13 protein-coding genes and 1 tRNA gene are annotated in these 17,440 nt (G+C 66.6%); 1 reads left to right on the top strand and 13 read right to left on the bottom strand.

Annotation, left to right across the window (positions count from 1 at the left end; translation table 11 throughout):
* Positions 1-111 precede the first annotated feature (111 nt).
* The 11 genes from NFH97_RS03870 to NFH97_RS03820 form a co-directional block, all read right to left on the bottom strand.
* A complete protein-coding gene (locus NFH97_RS03870; protein WP_349624462.1) occupies positions 112-1,770 on the bottom strand; it encodes a hypothetical protein in 1,659 nt (552 codons plus the stop codon).
* Positions 1,767-3,398 (bottom strand): VWA domain-containing protein, encoded by a 1,632-nt coding sequence (locus tag NFH97_RS03865; RefSeq protein WP_349624461.1) that lies wholly within the window; start codon positions 3,396-3,398, stop codon positions 1,767-1,769. Before NFH97_RS03865 ends, NFH97_RS03870 begins: the two co-directional genes overlap by 4 nt.
* Positions 3,395-4,462 (bottom strand): VWA domain-containing protein, encoded by a 1,068-nt coding sequence (locus NFH97_RS03860; RefSeq protein WP_306169187.1) that lies wholly within the window; start codon positions 4,460-4,462, stop codon positions 3,395-3,397. The genes NFH97_RS03865 and NFH97_RS03860 overlap by 4 nt, the downstream gene beginning before the upstream one ends.
* A complete protein-coding gene (locus tag NFH97_RS03855; protein WP_349624460.1) occupies positions 4,459-4,986 on the bottom strand; it encodes a DUF4381 domain-containing protein in 528 nt (175 codons plus the stop codon). Before NFH97_RS03855 ends, NFH97_RS03860 begins: the two co-directional genes overlap by 4 nt.
* The gene (locus NFH97_RS03850; protein ID WP_349624459.1) at positions 4,983-6,017 is read right to left on the bottom strand and encodes a DUF58 domain-containing protein; all 1,035 of its coding nucleotides are present in this window, start codon (positions 6,015-6,017) and stop codon (positions 4,983-4,985) included. Before NFH97_RS03850 ends, NFH97_RS03855 begins: the two co-directional genes overlap by 4 nt.
* Before the next feature lie 108 nt (positions 6,018-6,125).
* Positions 6,126-7,124 (bottom strand): AAA family ATPase, encoded by a 999-nt coding sequence (locus tag NFH97_RS03845; RefSeq protein ID WP_213227631.1) that lies wholly within the window; start codon positions 7,122-7,124, stop codon positions 6,126-6,128.
* A complete protein-coding gene (locus tag NFH97_RS03840; RefSeq protein WP_349624458.1) occupies positions 7,121-8,125 on the bottom strand; it encodes an HAD family hydrolase in 1,005 nt (334 codons plus the stop codon). The genes NFH97_RS03845 and NFH97_RS03840 overlap by 4 nt, the downstream gene beginning before the upstream one ends.
* A 99-nt stretch (positions 8,126-8,224) precedes the next feature.
* On the bottom strand, positions 8,225-9,778 hold the full coding sequence (locus NFH97_RS03835; RefSeq protein WP_349624457.1) for an arylsulfatase: 1,554 nt from the start codon (positions 9,776-9,778) through the stop codon (positions 8,225-8,227).
* A 474-nt stretch (positions 9,779-10,252) separates the two neighbouring features.
* A tRNA-Arg gene (locus NFH97_RS03830) sits at positions 10,253-10,329 on the bottom strand.
* A gap of 139 nt (positions 10,330-10,468) precedes the next feature.
* Complete coding sequence (locus NFH97_RS03825) at positions 10,469-11,245, bottom strand: haloacid dehalogenase type II (RefSeq protein WP_349624456.1); 777 nt, start codon at positions 11,243-11,245, stop codon at positions 10,469-10,471.
* 27 nt (positions 11,246-11,272) lie between these two features.
* Entirely contained in the window at positions 11,273-11,827 is a 555-nt protein-coding gene (locus NFH97_RS03820) for a carboxymuconolactone decarboxylase family protein (protein WP_108131421.1), read from the bottom strand.
* 235 nt (positions 11,828-12,062) lie between these two features.
* Here NFH97_RS03820 and NFH97_RS03815 point away from each other — a divergent pair, with 235 nt between their 5' ends.
* Positions 12,063-12,659, top strand: coding sequence for a TetR/AcrR family transcriptional regulator (locus NFH97_RS03815; RefSeq protein ID WP_286986177.1), 597 nt, complete (start codon positions 12,063-12,065; stop codon positions 12,657-12,659).
* A 136-nt stretch (positions 12,660-12,795) separates the two neighbouring features.
* Here the strand turns inward: NFH97_RS03815 and NFH97_RS03810 are convergent, their stop codons facing one another.
* Positions 12,796-15,990: an efflux RND transporter permease subunit gene (locus tag NFH97_RS03810; RefSeq protein WP_348827642.1), complete on the bottom strand. Its 3,195-nt coding sequence runs from the start codon at positions 15,988-15,990 to the stop codon at positions 12,796-12,798.
* Positions 15,987-17,402 (bottom strand): efflux RND transporter periplasmic adaptor subunit, encoded by a 1,416-nt coding sequence (locus NFH97_RS03805; protein ID WP_349624455.1) that lies wholly within the window; start codon positions 17,400-17,402, stop codon positions 15,987-15,989. The genes NFH97_RS03810 and NFH97_RS03805 overlap by 4 nt, the downstream gene beginning before the upstream one ends.
* Positions 17,403-17,440 lie beyond the last annotated feature (38 nt).

Below are 17,440 nucleotides of genomic sequence, written 5' to 3'. Positions count from 1 at the left end.
GCTGGTGTCAGCGTCGACGAAAGCGCTGGTGCGGGCCCTGTGGACTCGACGCTCGGAAGGAGCGTCGCAAGTCGAGCACGCAGGCATCGAAGAAAGGATAAACGGCCAGGTTCACGCATTACGTCGGGTCACTTGTGCAGTCGGGTTCAACGCCGTCAGGCGGTCGTGGGCAAGCTGTCGGTTTGCAGGGCGCGATGATGCAAGTTCTCGTGCACTTGGCAGGGCCTGTGCCAGGCGTTGCCAGAGGGATTCTTTATTGTCTATGCCATCGCCGCCGCCATCCCCATCGCCGCCGCCATCGCCACCAGTATCGCGAAAACCTGCCGCTGGCTTGGCGATCTCGCGGTCGGGACCGAGGCAGGCGCGACACAGGGCGTCGAGTTGGTTGGCAAAGCGGGCGCGCGCCTCGCTATTGCTGTCCAGATGGGGTTCCAGGGCCTCCCAGTGTCGGCGCACCGCGACCAGGTCGCGGGCATCGAGGGATCGCTTCAGGCGCTGAAGCCCGGCCACGCCGCTGGCCTCGCGACGCTGGCGCTGTTGTTGCTGGTGATGTTGCCAATGCGCACGCACCTTGGCACCGATGGCAAGGCGCCGCCACAGCCAGGTGGCGAGCGACACCAGCAGCACCAGTCCCAGCAGCCAGGGCAAGACGCCGAGAACGAGGCGCGACCAGTCCTCTGCGCTGCGAGCGGCGCGGGGCGCCGAGACGCTGACCTCGATCGGCGCAAGCTCTGCCTGCGCCAGGCTGTCGCTCTCGGGATCGTACCAGCGCAGCGAGACTCCGGGCAGAGAACTCTTGCCACCGGTTTCTGCCACATAGGTCACGCGGTCGGTACGGGTGCCGCCATCGCTGGACTCTTCAAGGCGTGGTGTCTCGGGATAGACCCCGAGCGGGGCCATTGCTGTCTCGTCGCCTGCCTCCTTGGCCGTTGCAGACAGCAGGTCGGGCAGCAGCAGGGCGCTGCCGCCGCTCAGTCGCGCGGTGACCGTGCGGGTGACGCTGTCGCCGGCCTCGAGCTCGATGGGGCCGCTGTCGTCGTCGGCATCGTCTTGCTCAGGTGACTGTCGGTCGTCGCCCGCGTTTTCTGTGTCGTCAGCATCACCATCGTCTCCCTTCTGGCCCTGCGCCTGCTCTCCGTTCTTGCCATTCTCTCCGTTCTTGCCGTTCTCTCCGTGCTTGCCCGCTCGCACGATCTCGAGCGTCTGGGTCAGCTCGATGTCGCGGGCCGACAGATAGGGCTCGAGTCCCTCGGCGGCCTCGGGCAGCTGGGCCGTCAGGGTCACCGGTGGCAGGGTGAGGCGTTGCTGGGTCGGGGAGTTGTCCTCGGGAGAGGCATAGGTGACCTCGAGGCTGCCGCTGCCCAGTTCGAAGCGTCCGGCGGACAGTGGCGTCAGGCGATAGCGGCGCGAGACACCGGACCAGGTCTTTCCATCGACGCGCTGGCTGGTCGGGGTGGTGGCGCGATCGCCCAGGGTCACCCTGAGCCCCGGCTGGTCCAGGCTCGGAAAGGTCACCGGCTCAGGCATCCAGGTGGGTACCAGCACCTGGACACGCAGCTCGGCGCTGTCGCCGGGCGCCAGCTCCTGCGGCTCGAGCTCGACCGTGAGCCGGACCGGGGACGAGCTGGTATCCGCCGCTGTCGCTGCGGCCGAGCAAAGCGTCGACGTCAGCGCCAGCGACGACAGCAGCAACGACAGCAGCATGAGCCCCGCCAGACGCGGCGCACTCTTGCCAGGGCGCGAGGCGCGGCTGACTCGACGTGGGTTCATGGCGCCGTCTCCCTGTCGTTGTCGCTATCACTATCAGAGCTAGCGGGAGCCTGCGCCTCGATGGCGAAGCGCTGGCGCAGGAAGTCGCTGGTATCGGTGTCCAGGGTCTCGATCCACTGCTCGGCGGTGATCTGCTGGCCAGGTTCCTCCACCGGCTGTTCGGTGTCCTCACCCCGGGCCTCTTCATTGTCGAATACCACGTCGTCGGCGCCGATGCCGAGCTCCTCGCCGGTATCGGACTGCTCACGGGTGTCCTCGACGTAGGTGAGAATCTCCCTGGCCAGTTCCAGGTTGCGTTGACCTTCGGGATAGTCGGGGTCGCGCGCGAGCACCGTCTCGAAGGCGTCGATGGCGGGGCGGTACTGACGATTCTTGATCAGCGCCAGCCCCTGGGTGAAGGCGGCATCGGCGCTGTCGAGCCGGTCGAGCACCTCGACCGCCGCCTGGTACTGGCCATCGCGGTAGAGCGCATAGCCGAGCCAGGCCGGATCCTCGAAGTGGCGGGCCGCACGGCCGTAGTCGTTGCGTTCGGCCCACCATCGGCCCTGCTGATCCGGCGTCAGAAAGGCGTCCGCGAGGCCCTGGGTCAGCCTTCCCGCCAGGCTGGTGTCGAGGGTCTCGGTGGCCCGGGACGCCTCCTGGGCCAGGGCCGGCGTGACGGGCCCGGCCCACAGCACCGGCAGCAGCGCCAGGCCGGACAGGCCGAGCTGCCAGCCGCGGCGAAAGCCCAGTAGAGCGAGCAGTGCCGCCGGCCAGGCCAGCCATACGCCGCGATCCTCCCAGGCCAGGCGGTCGTCATCGCGTAGCGCCTGCTGGTAGGTGGCGGCCAGACGGCGGGTGATCTCGTCCACGTCGGCGTCGTCAACGCTCAGCCCCACGCGGGTCGCGCCTGCCACCGACGCCGTGCTTGTCCCGGAGCTGCCGGGAGCGTTCATGTCCAGCACCAGCAGGGTGTCATCCTCGCCGAGACCGGCCGTGACGGAACCCTGCGCGGTGACGCCGTCGCTCACCAGCAGTACCGCGCCGGGAAGCCCTGCGTTGTCGCGTCGAGCCCCGTCGAGCACGCTGGCGGCAAGCGCCAGCGCTTGCCCGGCGGCGTCGCCGTCTTCCGGCATGACGTCGCTGGAAAGCCCCTCGAGGTAGGGCGTGACCAGCGCCGGGTCGTCGGTCAGCGGCACCACCTGGTGGGCACTGCCGGCGTAGGCGATCAAGGCGGTACGGGCGCCGTCGCGACGCTCGAGCAGGGTCTGGATCTTGTGCTTGGCGCGCTCCATGCGGCTTGGTGGCACGTCGCTCTGGTCCATGCTGGCGCTGACCTCCAGCACCACCACCAGCGGGGCGCTCTGGGCGATCAGCGGGTTGGGCATGCGCGTCCAGGCGGGACCGGCAACGCCCAGGATCAGCAGGATGGCCAGCAGCGCCAGGGTGTCCAGCGGCCGCAGTCGGCGACGGTCGTGCCCATCGGCACGCAGGGCAGTGGCCAGGTGGGGGGCAAAATGGTCACCGCCGATGTCTGCCGAGGGAGTCCGGCGGCGCCACCACCACAGCACCACCACCAGCGGCAGCAGCAGACACCACAGTGGACGCAGCAGGTGCAGCGCAGAGAGACCGTCGAGCCATTCGCTCATGGCGTGCCCTCCTGCGTGTTGTCACCGCGGCTGGTATCAGGGTGTTCGGCGACGTCTGTCCGGGCATCTGCCTTCCCGCCAGAGGGAGCGCCAGCCGTCCGCGAGCGGACCAACTGCCGGCGATCGAGCGCCAGGGTCAGCAGCACCAGCGCCGCCGCCAGAGCGAGCGGCCAGTGACTCAGCGAGCGGTGCTCGCGATAGCTGTGGGTGGCGACCTCACGCGGTGCCAGTTCATCGATCCGCGCGTAGATGGCGGCAAGTGCCTGCTGGTCGGTGGCGGTGAAGAAGGCGCCGTCGGTGGTCTCGGCGATGGCCTCGAGGGTTTCGCTATCGACGCGGTTTTCGCCGCTGCCCTGAGGATCACCCATGGCGATGGTGATCACCCGCACGTCGCGCTCGGCGGCGATGGAGGCGGCGTTGATGGGGCTCATGCGGCTGCCGGTGTCGGCGCCGTCGGACAGCAGGATCAACAGCCGCTGTTCCACGTCGCTTGCCTCGAATTGGCGGATGGCCAGACCCATGGCGTCACCCAGCGCGGTATGCGGGCCGGCCATGCCGACCTCGGTCTGGTCGAGCAGCGTGGTCAGCGTCTTGAGGTCCTCGGTCAGCGGCGCCTGGACGTAGGCCCGCGAGCCAAACACGATCAGCGCCAGACGCTCGCCCTCGCGATCGGCGACGAAGTCGGCGATGACCTCCTTGACCGCCGCCAGGCGCTGGCGGGGCTCACCCTCGGCATCGATCAGGTCGGACTCATCCATGCTGCCGGAGATGTCCACCGCCAGGATCAGGTCGCGGGCGGCGCTCTGCCAGACGATGGGTTCGCTGAGTTTCTCCGGACGGGCCAGGGCCAGCACGATCAGTCCCCACACCAGCGGCTGTGTCAGCCGAGCCAGCGGCGAGCGCTGGCGGCCGCGCGGAACCGAGACACCGGCGGCCTCCACCAGTCGCTGAAAGAACGGCAGGCGCAGCGCTGCCAGCCGTTGGCGGTGGGCTGGCAGCAGCCAGTAGGCCAGTAAAGGCAGCGGCAGCAGGGCCAGCGCCCAGGGCGTCGCCAGTTCGATCATGACGCCGACTCCTGGGGAATATCGCGACGGTGGCGGCGGATCCAGCGTCGGCTCAGTGCCACGAGTTCCGCCGATGGGGGCGTGGTGCCGTCTGTCGGGGTGGCCCGGTAGGGCGCCGTGGACAGCTCCTGGCCCAGCGGGCCGTCGAAATGCGGGGGGCGTCTGTCGCCCAGGCTTGCATCGAGAAAGCGCCACCATCGCTGGCCGGTCAGGCCGGCGACACGCTCTCGCGGATAGGCAGAGAGGGCGGTCCGCCTGAGGATCTCCGCCAGGGCGATCGCTCCTTCGTCATCCAGGCGCTGGTCGAGCTCGATCAGGGCGGCGCGGCGATAGGCATCGGCACGCCAGCGCAGATACCGACGGATGCCCCATAGCGCCAATAGCGCCACTATCACGACGGCCAGCAGCGACCAGCCCCAGGTCTGGGGTATCCAGGGGATCGCAGGGGGAACCGGTGCCTCGGACAGCTGATCGATCAGGTCGGGCAACATCACGATATCGTCGTTGCTCGCAGCGGTACTCATCGCGGCCCCCCTGTCGCCCGGTCATCGCCAGCGTCTGAACCAGCAGCACCCTCGGACGGCAGCCCAAGTAAGGTACGCAGCTGGGGCAGGGTGGGGGAGCCAGCAGACAGCGACGCCAGGCCCACGCCAAGCTGACGTGACCAGCGCTCGAGCTGCTGGCGGCGCTCCCTGGCCACGCTTTCCAACGCCCGGCGCTGATCGGCGTCGGAGGTATCAAAGCGGGCGTGGCGCTGACCGTCGGTGGCCACGCAGGCGAGGTCGTCAGGCAAGCGCTCGGACAAGGGGTCGCTGACCGCCACCAGCATCAGGTCATTGTGGCGGCGGATGGCGCCGAGCAGCGCTTCGGTGCGCGGGCCCGGAACGTCGAAATCGCTGAGCAGGATGATCAGGTGGTCACGGCTGGCCAGGCGTGCCACCGACGTCAGTACCTGATCCAGCGAGGTCGGCGCGGGTGCCTTGTGCTGTGGATGCAAGGCCTGGTTGGCCTGGGCCAGGACGCTCAGGTAGCGCATCAGCTGGGCCCGGGAGCGACGCGGCCGGAACTCTTCGACGGCCTCGTCGCTGACCACGATGCCGCCGACCCGGTCGCCCTGCTCCAGCACCGCGAAGCCCAGCAGCGCGGCGGCTTCGGCGGCGGTGACCGACTTCATGGCGTGGCGGCTGCCGAAGAACATCGACATGCGCTGGTCGACCACCAACAGGGCAGGGCGATCGCGCTCTTCGGTGAAAACCCGTACATGGGGAGTGCCGGTGCGCGCGGTGACCCGCCAGTCGATGTTGCGCACGTCGTCCGATGGCTGATAGTCGCGTAGTTCAAGGAAGTCCAGGCCGCGCCCCCGGAGGTGCGAGCCATGGCGGCCATTGAGCACGCTGCGAGCCGGCTGGCGCGGCAGCAGTCGCAGGCGGCGGCCCTGGGGTTCCAGCGCCGTCAGCTGGGCCAGGTCCAGGTGCACGCGCGGATCCAGCGTGGTTCGCTCCGTGGAGCCGGGCACCGTCCGGGAAGCCGGGTGTCTGGCGAATGGCAGGCGCATCGATACCTCTTGTCCAGGGATCCGTCCCTTGCCGGGGCGAGGCTCAAGCCGTGGCGAAGTCTGGCGGCTAGAAAGCGTGTACGGACCGGGTTTGCACGAGACCAGACCTCAGGGGAGCGCCACGCAGCCAAGCAGGGTGGCGACCGCGTCGTCGGCGCTGAAGCCCTGGCCCTGGGCCTCGAAGCTCAGCCCGATGCGGTGGCGCAGCACCTCCGGTGCCACCTGCTGGACGTCCACCGGATCCACGTAGTCGCGGCCTTCGAGCCAGGCGTGGGCGCGGGCACAACGGTCGAGCGCCAGCGAGGCGCGCGGGCTGGCGCCGAGTTCGATGTAGCGGGCCAGGTCGTCGCTGAAGTCCGCTGGGTGACGGGTGGCGTCCACCAGCGTTGCCATGTACTGCTCCATCGGCTCGGCCACGTGCAGGGCGGCGATCTCGCGGCGGGCGGCGAAGATCGCCTCCTGGGCCAGGGCCACGGGGACCTGAGCAGGAGCGTCGCCGGCGGCCGGGCTTGCCTCGCGATTCTTGGCCTGCTCTTCCTGACGCACCAGGCGAATTACCTGGACCTCTTCCTCGCGGCTGGGGTAGTCGACCCGCACATGCATCATGAAGCGGTCCATCTGCGCCTCGGGCAGCGGGTAGGTGCCTTCCTGCTCGATCGGGTTCTGGGTGGCCAGCACCATGAACAGCTCCGGCATCTTGTGGGTCGTGCCGCCCACCGTGACCTGGCGCTCCTCCATGGCCTCGAGCAGGGCCGACTGCACCTTGGCCGGGGCGCGGTTGATCTCGTCGGCCAGCACCAGATTGGCGAACAGCGGGCCCGGGTGAAAGCGGAATACCGCGCCTTCCTCGCCCTGATGGTAGACCTCGCTGCCGGTCACGTCGGAAGGCAGCAGGTCGGGCGTGAACTGGATACGACTGAAGTCGGCCTCCAGGTGGCGCGCCATGGCCTTGACCGCGCGGGTCTTGGCCAGTCCCGGCAGGCCTTCGATCAGCAGGTTGCCGCCGGCCAGCAGGCCGATCACCAGCCGCCGAATGACGTCGCGCTGGCCGATGATCGACTCGCCGATGGCGGCCTCGAGTCCCTTGATGTCGTCGTTGAGGCTCATGGTTTCTCCGGGTAAAGGCGTTGCCAGTCGCGGGCCATGTCGATCAACTGCCAGTCGCGCGCTTCAGCCTGTTCCAGGCCATCGGCCAGACGTCCGATATGGCTGTCGCTGTCGTAGGCGACCTCGCGCTCGCCATCGGTGTGGTGAACCAGTACGCCAAGGCGCGGGCCTTCGCCCTCGGTGGTCCAGATCAGCATCGGCACGTCGCCGTCTGAGTTGCCCACGGCGAGAATCGGGCGCTGGCCCAGATGGCGGTTGATCGATATCACCTTGCCGGGGCCGTCATCGAGCCAGATGTCGCCGCCCTGCTTGTAGAGCTGCGGATCGTCCTCGAGATCGACCAGTTCCATCTCGCCGGTACTGCCGATGATGTTCTGGGGCGGCACGCCATAGACGTCGCTGGCGAAGACGCGCATGAACTCGAGCCCGCCACCGGAGACGATGTAGGTCGAGAAGCCGTGGTCGCGCAGATAGCCGAGCAGTTCGAGCATCGGCTGGTAGACCATGTCGGTGTAGAAGCGGCCGGTCGCGGGGTGGGTGGCGTTGGCCAGCCAGTCGCTCACGTCCTGCTGGAAGTCACTCAGCGACAGGTCCTGGTGGGACAGCGACAGCAGCGCCTGGATGCCTTCCTCGCCGGCTTCCAGCAGGGTGTCGATGTCACCTTCGGCGGCGGCCTTCTTGAGCGGCGTGTCGAGCGCCTCGGGGTCGGCCTCGCTGGCGCGGTCCAGGGCGTAGAGCAACTGGGTGTAGGCGGGCTGTTCACTCCACAGGGTGCCATCGTTGTCGAACACCGCGATGCGTCGCTCCTGTGGCACAAAGTCATCGTTGTCCGGATCGCTGGTGGACTCGACAAAGTCGACGATGGTGCTCTTGCTGTGACCGGCATTCCAGGAAGGCAGCGGGTCGGCCAGTGCCATCGCAGGAAGCAGAGACAACAGCACCGCGGGCAGCAGCGTTGCCAGTGCCTGTCGTTGGAGGATGCTTGGATTAGGGGGATTCATGCACTCGGTTCCTTGAGAGAATGGAAGGGGCTCTTCGACCCGTCTTTTTTCACCGACGAGCCGCCCCCGGAGGAGCGGCTCGTGGCGTTCAAGCCGGCGTCAGTGAACGCTGGCGGGTTGTTCCAGGGCTTCCATTACCTGATCCAGACTGAAACTTGCTGCCTTCATGCGTGGCGGAAACTCCTTGAAGGTCTCCAGGAAGTTTGCCACATAGGACTGGGCGGGCAGGGCCAGGAAGGAGTGATCCAGCAACCAGTCATAGTAGGTGTTGGAGGTCAGCTGAGCACGCTCGTAGGGATCGCGGCGCAGGTTGAACATCAAGGGGACACGCAGCGGGGTGAAGGGGTTCGCCCACACTTCGAAGGTTCCCTCGATGCGCTGCTCCATGAACACCAGCTTCCAGTCATCGTAGCGCAGCGCGGTCAGGTCACCGTCATCGGAGAAGTAGAACACCTCATGACGGGGGCCTTCCTCACTTTCCCCGGTGAGCAGGGGCAGGAAGTTGTAGCCGTCCAGATGTACGTTGTACTCGCGACCGATGGCCTGAACGCCACCCTCCAGCAGGTCCTGCTTGATGGAATCGTTGCCGACGGCGGCCATGAAGGTCGGCATCCAGTCCATGTGGTGCATGACCTCGTTGGAGATGGCGCCTTCCTCGATCTGACCTGGCCAGCGGACCATGGCGGGCACGCGCCAGCCGCCTTCCCAGTTGGTGTTCTTCTCGCCGCGGAATGGCGTCATGCCAGCGTCGGGCCAGGTATTCATGTGCGGCCCGTTGTCGGTGGAGTAGAACACGATGGTGTTGTCGGCGATGCCCAGCTCGTCAAGCTTGTCGAGGAACTGGCCCACGTGCATGTCGTGCTCGACCATGCCGTCGGCGTATTCGTTCTGACCGGAGATACCACGCAGCTCGTCCTTGACGTGGGTACGGAAGTGCATTCGGGTGGCGTTCCACCAGACAAACCAGGGGGTGCCCTCGGCGGTCTTGCGCTCGATGAAGTCCAGCGCCGCGGCGGAGGATTCCTCGTCGATGGTCTCCATTCGCTGGCTTGTCAGCGGTCCGGTGTCCTCGATCTGCCCGTCGGCGCTGGACTTGATCACCCCACGGGGTCCGAAGGCCTCGCGGAAGGTGCGCCCGCCCGGCATTTCCATATCGGCGGGATAGTCCGGGTGCTCGGGCTCTTCCTCGGCGTTGAGGTGATAGAGGTTACCGAAGAATTCATCGAATCCGTGATTGGTCGGCAGGTGTTCGTCGCGATCGCCCAGGTGGTTCTTGCCGAACTGGCCGGTGGCGTAGCCTTCGGCCTTGAGCAGGGCGGCGATGGTCGGGTCCTTCTCGCTGATGCCCTGAGCGGCGCCCGGCAGGCCGACCTTGGATAGCCCTGTGCGAAACACGCTCTGGCCGGTGATGAAGGACGAGCGGCCGGCGGTGCAGGACTGTTCACCATAGTAGTCGGTGAACATCATGCCTTCGTCGGCGATGCGGTCGATATTGGGGGTCTGGTAGCCCACCAGACCGTGGGTGAAGGCCGAAATGTTGGACTGCCCGATATCGTCGCCCCACAGCACCAGAATGTTGGGTTTGGACGAGTTTCCATTGTCCTGCTGCTGGGAGTCATTCTCCTGGGCAAGCACCGACGTGGACATCGTCATGATAAGGCTGGCCGCTAGATAACCGCTCCAGCGTTGCGCTCTGTTGCGATAAGGACTGAATGCGAACACCGTCTGTCTCCCTGACCCGGTCACGTACCACGATGACCAGTGATTTGACGCGATGAGAGGCTCCGAGGGAGCCCGATCGCTCGAGTATAGGAGGAGTTGTTGACGATTCAGTGCAACAGAAGAGGTAAGGCGGGGGAGGATAATCAGGGTAAGGAGAGAAAGCGTCTCATTGCGGCGAGAAAGTCCGATGTTGGCGGACGTTTCGCGCCAAATACAAGGAGTTGCTGGGTTGTCGTATTTTTGTAAAAAAGTGTTCTGATGACGCGGTCGACGTCGGTACAAAGATCGGAAGGGCGTCGAACGAAAGGTCAGTTAGAAAGGTCAGGCAGAAAGGCTAGACAGAAAAGCCCGACAGAAAGGCCAGAAAGAAAAGCCAGGCAGACAAGATGCAGGAAAGACAATCGATGGCGCGCCCGGGAGGATTCGAACCTCCGACCACCTGATTCGTAGTCAGGTACTCTATCCAGCTGAGCTACGGGCGCGCAGATGCCGCAGGGGATGCGGCGTCGAGAGGCTGCGCATGGTAGAGCAAAGAATGTGATTTCGCAAGGTGTCTTCGGGAGGCAGTACCAGGCCCGGCCTGCGGGACTGGCCGCCGAATCAAGTAGCGGAGCTGCTTGATCAGGAACCAATCAACCGATCCGCCAACTTGCTGATATCGTCGACACTGTAGTCCGGTACCGGGACGCCGTCCGCCGGCAACATGGCGTTGTAGGGCCGGAGCACCAGTGCACCCTGCCAGCCGGCGGCCTGGGCGCCGATGGTATCCCACAGGTGGCAGGCAATCAGGCACAGTCTAGATGGCGGTGTCTGCATGGCCTCGGCGACCTGGGCGTAGGTGTCCGGCGCGGGCTTGAACTTTTTGACCTGGTCGACGCTGAATGAGCGTTCGAAATACTCGGCCAGTCCTGCCTTTTCCAGCGGCGTGGGGCCAGCGCCCGGTGCCGAGTTGGTCAGGGTGACCAGGCGAAAGCCGGCCTGGCGAAGCCGCTCGAGTGCCGGGGCCACGTCGGGGTGCGCCGGCATGGAGCCGATGCGCTCACCCAGTTCGTCGAGATCGTTCTGCTCGAGGGTGACCCCGTGAATCTCGGCGGTCATGCGCAGGGCGCCTGCGCCGAGCTGGCCGAAGGGCGTATAGAGTCCCGACAGGGTCATCGACTGGGAGTAGAGGATCAGTTGGGCGAACCATTCGCGCAGCATCGCCGGGTCGCCGAACAGCCGATCGAACAGCGGCTCAAGGTGGGTCAGGTCGAGCAACGTCTCGTTGACGTCGAAGACCAGCACGTCGGGGCGTTCTGGGGCAGTCATGGCGTCTCCTTGATCGAGCCCGTCGCGATCGACGGGGCCTTCGGTGGCCTCGGCCAGGTACCACGACCAGGCACCACGACAGGACGCCACGGTAGCGTCCTGTCGATAGGGTGGTCGTTACTCGGCCTTCTTCCAGTCGAACTTGGCGAAGGGTTCGTCCACCGGGGTGTTGGCCAGGTGATTGGTGTAGTTGCTCATGACCTTCTGGGACAGGGCCAGGATCACTTCGAGCACCTGGCGCTTAGTGTAGCCGGCGTCGAGGAAGGCCTGCACGGCGTCGTCATCGACATTGCCACGTTCGCGCACGACTGACAGGGTGAAGGTACGCAGCGCTTCGAGGCGCTCGTTGGGCAGCGGGTCTTCGTTGCGCAGGGCGTCGGAGACGGCGTCATCCACTTCCATCTGCTTGGCGATGGCGGTGTGGGCCGGCACGCAGTAGTGGCAGTTGTGCTCGACGTTGATGGTCTGCCACACCACGGTGGTTTCCTCGGCATCGAAGGAGGAATCCAGAAACAGCTGGTGCAGGCGCTGGTAGCCTTCCAGCAGGCCCGGTGCCTCGGCCATGACCGCGTGCAGGTTGGGGATCATGCCAAAGGCGTTGACCGAGTTGTCGAGCAGTGCCTGGCTCTCTTCGGGGGCGCTTTGCTTGTCGTGGAGGCTAAAGTCGGTCATCGGGTTCTCCTGTGTGATGGCGCCTGTGGTAAAGCCGCAGACCGTTGCAGACCGGGGCGGTGCACGCGCCATTGATTCCGATTTTTTGAGCGATTGCTCAAAATTGGCCGCCAGCAGACCCTGCTGAAAGCCGTTCGGGCATACTCTAGCTATACCTGAGCGATCACTCAAGTTAAAATTTGAGCAGTTGCTCAATTTTCTGAAGGCCGTACCGGCCACGACACCGGACCCATCCATGCCGCGCGCGACACTACACAACCGTCAGGATTCGCTTGAACGTGCCCTGCACCTGTTCTGGCAGAAGGGGTTCCACGCTACCTCGCTCAAGGACCTGGAACGCACCCTCGATATGCGGCCGGGCAGCATCTATGCCGCCTTCGGCAGCAAGGATGCGTTGTTTCAGGAGGCGCTGGAACGCTATGCCCGGCTCGGGCTGGTCGAGCTCGAGCGTACCCTGGCCGAGTACGACTCGCCCTTGGCGGGGCTGGCCGCCTACCTGCGCAAGCTGGGCTGTCTGCGGGACCAGGAGCTTCCCAGCCGGGCCTGCATGCTGGTGAAGAGCCTGCTGGAGTTGGGCGAGCGAGAGCAGGCGGCGCTGGGCAAGGCCGAGGCCTTGCTCGAGGCCATGGAAGCCGGCTTCGTCGAGCAGTTTCGCGCAGCCAAGGACGCCGGAGAGCTTGAGCCGAGCGCCGACCCGGTGCGCCTGGGACGGCGGCTACAGGCCGAGGTGATGGGTCTTCGCGCCTACGCCCAGCGCGAGGTCGATAGCCAGGCGGTGCACGCCCTGGCCGACGATATGGCCCGGTCGATCGAAGCGCTGCGGCTTCCCTGATAGCGGCGCGCCTGTTCTGATCGAAGCGCTGCGGCTTCCCTGATAGCGGCGCGCCTGTTCTGATGCACGTCCGCCAATGGTGGGCTGCCTGCCGAGTCCGACGCAGGTAACGCCAGACTCGGCAGCGGGCAGGGCCTCAGGAGGCGGAGGGTGATGTCGCCTCGGGTGACGCGGTATCGCTATCGCCTGAGCGTGGCCGGCGACGTTCCACCAGGCGACGCACGCCCACATAGAACAGCGGGGTCAGCAAGAGCCCGAACAGGGTCACCCCGATCATCCCGTAGAACACCGCCACGCCCATCGCCTGACGCATTTCGCTACCCGCACCGGAGGCCAGCATCAGCGGGATGACGCCCGCGGTGAAGGCCACCGAGGTCATCAGGATCGGCCGCAGGCGCAGGCGGCAGGCGGTCAGCACAGCGTCCAGTCGCGACTGTCCCTGGCTCTGCTGCTCGCGGGCGAACTCCACCAGCAGGATGGCGTTCTTGCAGGCCAGCGCCACCAGCACGATCAAGCCGATGCGGGTGAAGATGTTGTTGTCACCGCCGGTCAGCCACACACCGGCCATGGCCGACAGCAGCGTCATTGGCACGATCAGGATGATCGAGAACGGTAGCGACCAGCTCTCGTACTGGGCCGCCAGCACCAGGAACACCAGCAGCACCACCAGCGGGAAGACGTAGATCATGGTGTTGCCCGCCAGCACCTGCTGGTAGGTGACCTCGGTCCACTCGTAGGCCACGCCGGCCGGCAGGGTGGTGGCCAGCACCTCCTCGATCGCCTGCTTGGCCTGGTCACTGGACACGCCCGGTGCCGGCGAGCCGTTGATGTCGGCGCTGACGAAGGTGTTGTAGTGCATGACCCGGTCCGGCCCGGTGGTCGGGCTGACCTCGACGAAGCTGCCCAGCGGGATCATCCGGCCGTCGTTGCTGCGCACCTTGAGCTGGCGGATGGCCTCGGCGTCCAGGCGGTATTCGGCGTCGGCCTGGGCGCGCACCTGGTAGGTGCGCCCGAAGCGGTTGATGTCGTTGACGTAGAGCGACCCCAGGTAGATCTGCAGGGTGTCGAACACCGCGTCCAGCGAGACATTCATCACCAGCGCCTGCTCGCGGTCCACCTCCACGTCGTACTGCGGCACCTGGATGCGGTAGCTCGAGTAGACACCGGCCAGCCGCGGATCCTGGTTGGCGGCGCCGACCACCGCCTGGGTCGCCTCGAACAGCCCGTCGAAGCCGACGTTGCCGCGGTCCTGTAGCTGCAGCTTGAACCCCCCGGTGGTGCCGAGGCCAAGGATCGGCGGGGGCGGGAACACCGCCACGTAGGCCTCGTCGATCTGGGCGAACTGGGCATTGAGGCGGGCGGCGATGGCGCCGGCCGAAAGCTCCGGCGACTGGCGCTCGTCGAAGGGCGCAAGCGGGGTAAAGACGATGCCCGAGTTGGAGGCGTTGACGAAGCCATTCACCGAAAGACCGGGGAAGGCCACGGTGTTGGCTACCCCCGGCGTTGCCAGGGCGATCTCCTGCATCTCGGCGAGCACCTCGCTGGTGCGCTCGAGGCTCGCGGCGTCGGGCAACTGGGCCATGGCCACCAGGTACTGCTTGTCCTGGGACGGAATGAAGCCGCCGGGGACCTCCTGAAACAGCTTGCCGGTGAGTCCCAGCAACGCCAGGTAGCCAAGACCGACGATCAGCCCGAAGCGCAGCAGGCGACGAATCAGCCCGGTGTAGCCCCGCGACATGGCAGCGAAGGCCCGGTTGAAGGGGCTGAACAGCCAGCGGCCGAACAGGGCGTCGATCAGCCGGGTCAGCCAGTCGGGCTTCGCCCCGTGGGGCTTGAGCAACAGCGCCGACAGTGCCGGTGACAGGGTTAGCGAGTTGAACGCCGAGATCAGCGTCGAGATGGTGATGGTCAGCGCGAACTGCTGGTAGAACTGGCCGGTCAGACCGCTGATGAAGGCGGTCGGCACGAACACCGCGGTCAGTACCAGGGCGATGGCGATGATCGGCCCGGTGACCTCGCTCATGGCTATGCGGGTGGCCTCATAAGGCGAGTGGCCGAGTTCGATATTGCGCTCGACGTTCTCCACCACCACGATGGCGTCGTCCACCACGATGCCAATCGCCAGCACCAGGCCGAACAGTGACAGCGTATTGATCGATACGCCGATCAGTTGCATCACCGCGAAGGTGCCGATCAGCGAGACCGGCACCGCGATCAGCGGAATCAGCGAGGCCCGCCAGGTCTGCAGGAACAGCACTACCACGACCACTACCAGCAGCACCGCCTCCAGCAGCGTATGCACTACCGCCTCGATGGAGCCCCGCACGAACACCGTGGGGTCGTAGACGATGTCGTAGTCGACGCCGTCGGGGAAGGTCTCGGCGGCCTCGGCCATATAGTCGCGCACGCCGTCGGACAGGGCGATGGCGTTGGAGCCCGGACGCTGGAACACCGGCAAGGCCACCGCGTCCTTGCCGTCGAGCTGGGCGCGCAGGGCGTACTGGTCGGCACCGAGCTCCACCCGGGCGACGTCGCCCAGGCGGGTGATGCGGCCGTCGTCGTCCACCCGGATCACGATCTGGCGAAATTCTTCAGGCGAGGACAACCGTCCCTTGACGTTGAGCAGGCGCTGGAACTGGCTTTCGCGCGGGGCTGGCTGGGCGCCCAGGCTGCCGGCGGCGACCTGCTGGTTCTGCTCACGCAGCGCCGCCACCACGTCGCTGGCGCCGAGGCCCCGGGAGGCGATGGCGTCCGGGTCGAGCCACACCCGCATGGCGTACTCGCCGGCCCCGAACAGGCCGACGTCACCTACGCCCTCGAGGCGAGCGATATCGTCCTGCAGGTTCAGCCGCGCAAAGTTCGACAGCCACAGCTGGTCGTAGCGCCCATCCGGTGAGGTCAGGTGGACCACCATGGTCAGGTTGGGCGACGACTTCTCGGTGGTCACCCCCAGCGCCTGGACCTCCTGGGGCAGGCGAGGCGTGGCGCGGGCCACCCGGTTCTGGACGTTGACCTGGGCCTGGTCCAGATCGGTGCCGAGGGCGAAGGTCACGGTCAGCGTCAGGTTGCCGTCGGCGGTGGACTGGGAGTCCATGTACAGCATGCCTTCGACCCCGGTGATCTCCTGCTCCAGCGGGGTGGCCACGGTCTTGGCGATGACCTCCGGATTGGCGCCGGGGTAGTTGGCCTTGACCACCACGGTGGGCGGCACCACCTCGGGGTATTCAGAGACCGGCAGCTTGAACAGCGCCAGGCTGCCAGCCACCACGATCAGGATCGACAGCACCGCAGCGAACACCGGGCGTCTGATAAAGAAGTTCGACAGGTTCATGTGCGCGCAGGCTCCTGATCGAGGTGCTTGGCGTCGAGGCGTTCGGCCAGGCGACGGGTACGCTCTCGCAGTTGCTCCAGCGGGGCGCGGTCGGGGCCGTCGACCAGCGCAGGAGAGATCGCCATGCCGGGGCCGAACTTCGAAGGACCGGCGGCGACCACGGACTCACCGCCCTCGAGCCCTTCGCTGATCTCGCGCCAGGCCCCGAAGCGGGCGCCGGTGGTGACCTTGCGGTAGGCGAGTTTGCCCTGTTCGTCGGCGACCAGTACAAAGTTGGCGTCGAGGTCGGTGCCAATGGCGCGGTCGGGCACCAGCACCCCATCGCGATGGCGGGCGGCAGCGATTCGCACCCGGGCGAAGGCGCCGGGGCGCAGCGAGGGATGCCCGGCGTCGAAGCGAGCGCGCACCCTCAGGGTGCCGGTGGCCTCATCGACCCGGTTGTCGATAAAGTCGAGCTCGCCCTGGTAGGCGAAGTCGTCCTGGCCGGCGAGCTGCAGTTCTACCGGCCAGCCCTGATCGGCGGTAATCTCGGCAAAGTCGCGGTTCCAGCTGCGCTCGTCGATATCGAAGTAGGCGTCGACCTGGTCGGTGCTGACGATGGTGGTCAACACGCTCTGGCCGGCGCTGACCACGTTGCCCACCGTCAGGTCGGCGCGGGAGACGCGACCGCTGATCGGCGCGCTGACCTCGGCGTGGGCCAGATCGAGACGAGCACTGTCGAGCTGTGCCTGCAGCGAGGCGACCTCGGCATTCTGGGCCTGGGCACTGGCGCGCCGGGCCTCGGCTTCCTCGCGGGCCATCAGGTTGCGCCCGACCAGCTGATTGGCACGGTTGGCCTCACCGTTGGCGCGGGCCAGCTCGGCCCGGCCCCTGGCAAGCCCCGCCTCCAGCTCACGCACCCGCGCCTCGAAGGGCGCCAGGTCCAGGCGCACCAGCGGTTGGCCCTGTTCGACCAGGGAGCCTTCCTCGAACAGGATCTCGGCCACCTGACCGGTGACCCGGGGGCGCAGGGTGACACGCTCGGGAGCCTCGAGGCGGGTGGTGTAGCGATACCAGTTCGAGACCGGCTGACGCACCGCCTGAACCACCTCGACCCGAGGCGCGGGCGCAGAGCCCGCGCCATCGGCAGCGTCACCCTGTCCTCCCTGGCCCTTGCCGGGTTGGCAGGCTGCCAGCAACAGCGCCAGGGCGGCGAGCCCCAGGCCACGGGCCAGGCGACGTATTGCACGAGGTGTCTTACGCGGTGCTGTACGACGTGCCGTGCGACTCGCCTTGCGATGTCCAGTGCGGCCAGCGCTATCGGCACCCCCTCGAGCAGGCTGGTCGTCAGGCTGCGGTGGCGATACGGCAAGCGCAGGGGAGGGGGCAGGCGACACCACCTGGGGGTCGCACGGGGGGCGTTGGTCGGACATCTGGCGACTCCTGAGCAAAAGGTTCGCCAGTGTAATCC

The organism is Halomonas sp. SCS19, from assembly GCF_040147015.1.
Classification (GTDB): domain Bacteria; phylum Pseudomonadota; class Gammaproteobacteria; order Pseudomonadales; family Halomonadaceae; genus Halomonas; species Halomonas litopenaei.
Note: the sequence above shows the minus strand (reverse complement) of the source record. Positions and strands in the feature narration are given on the sequence as shown.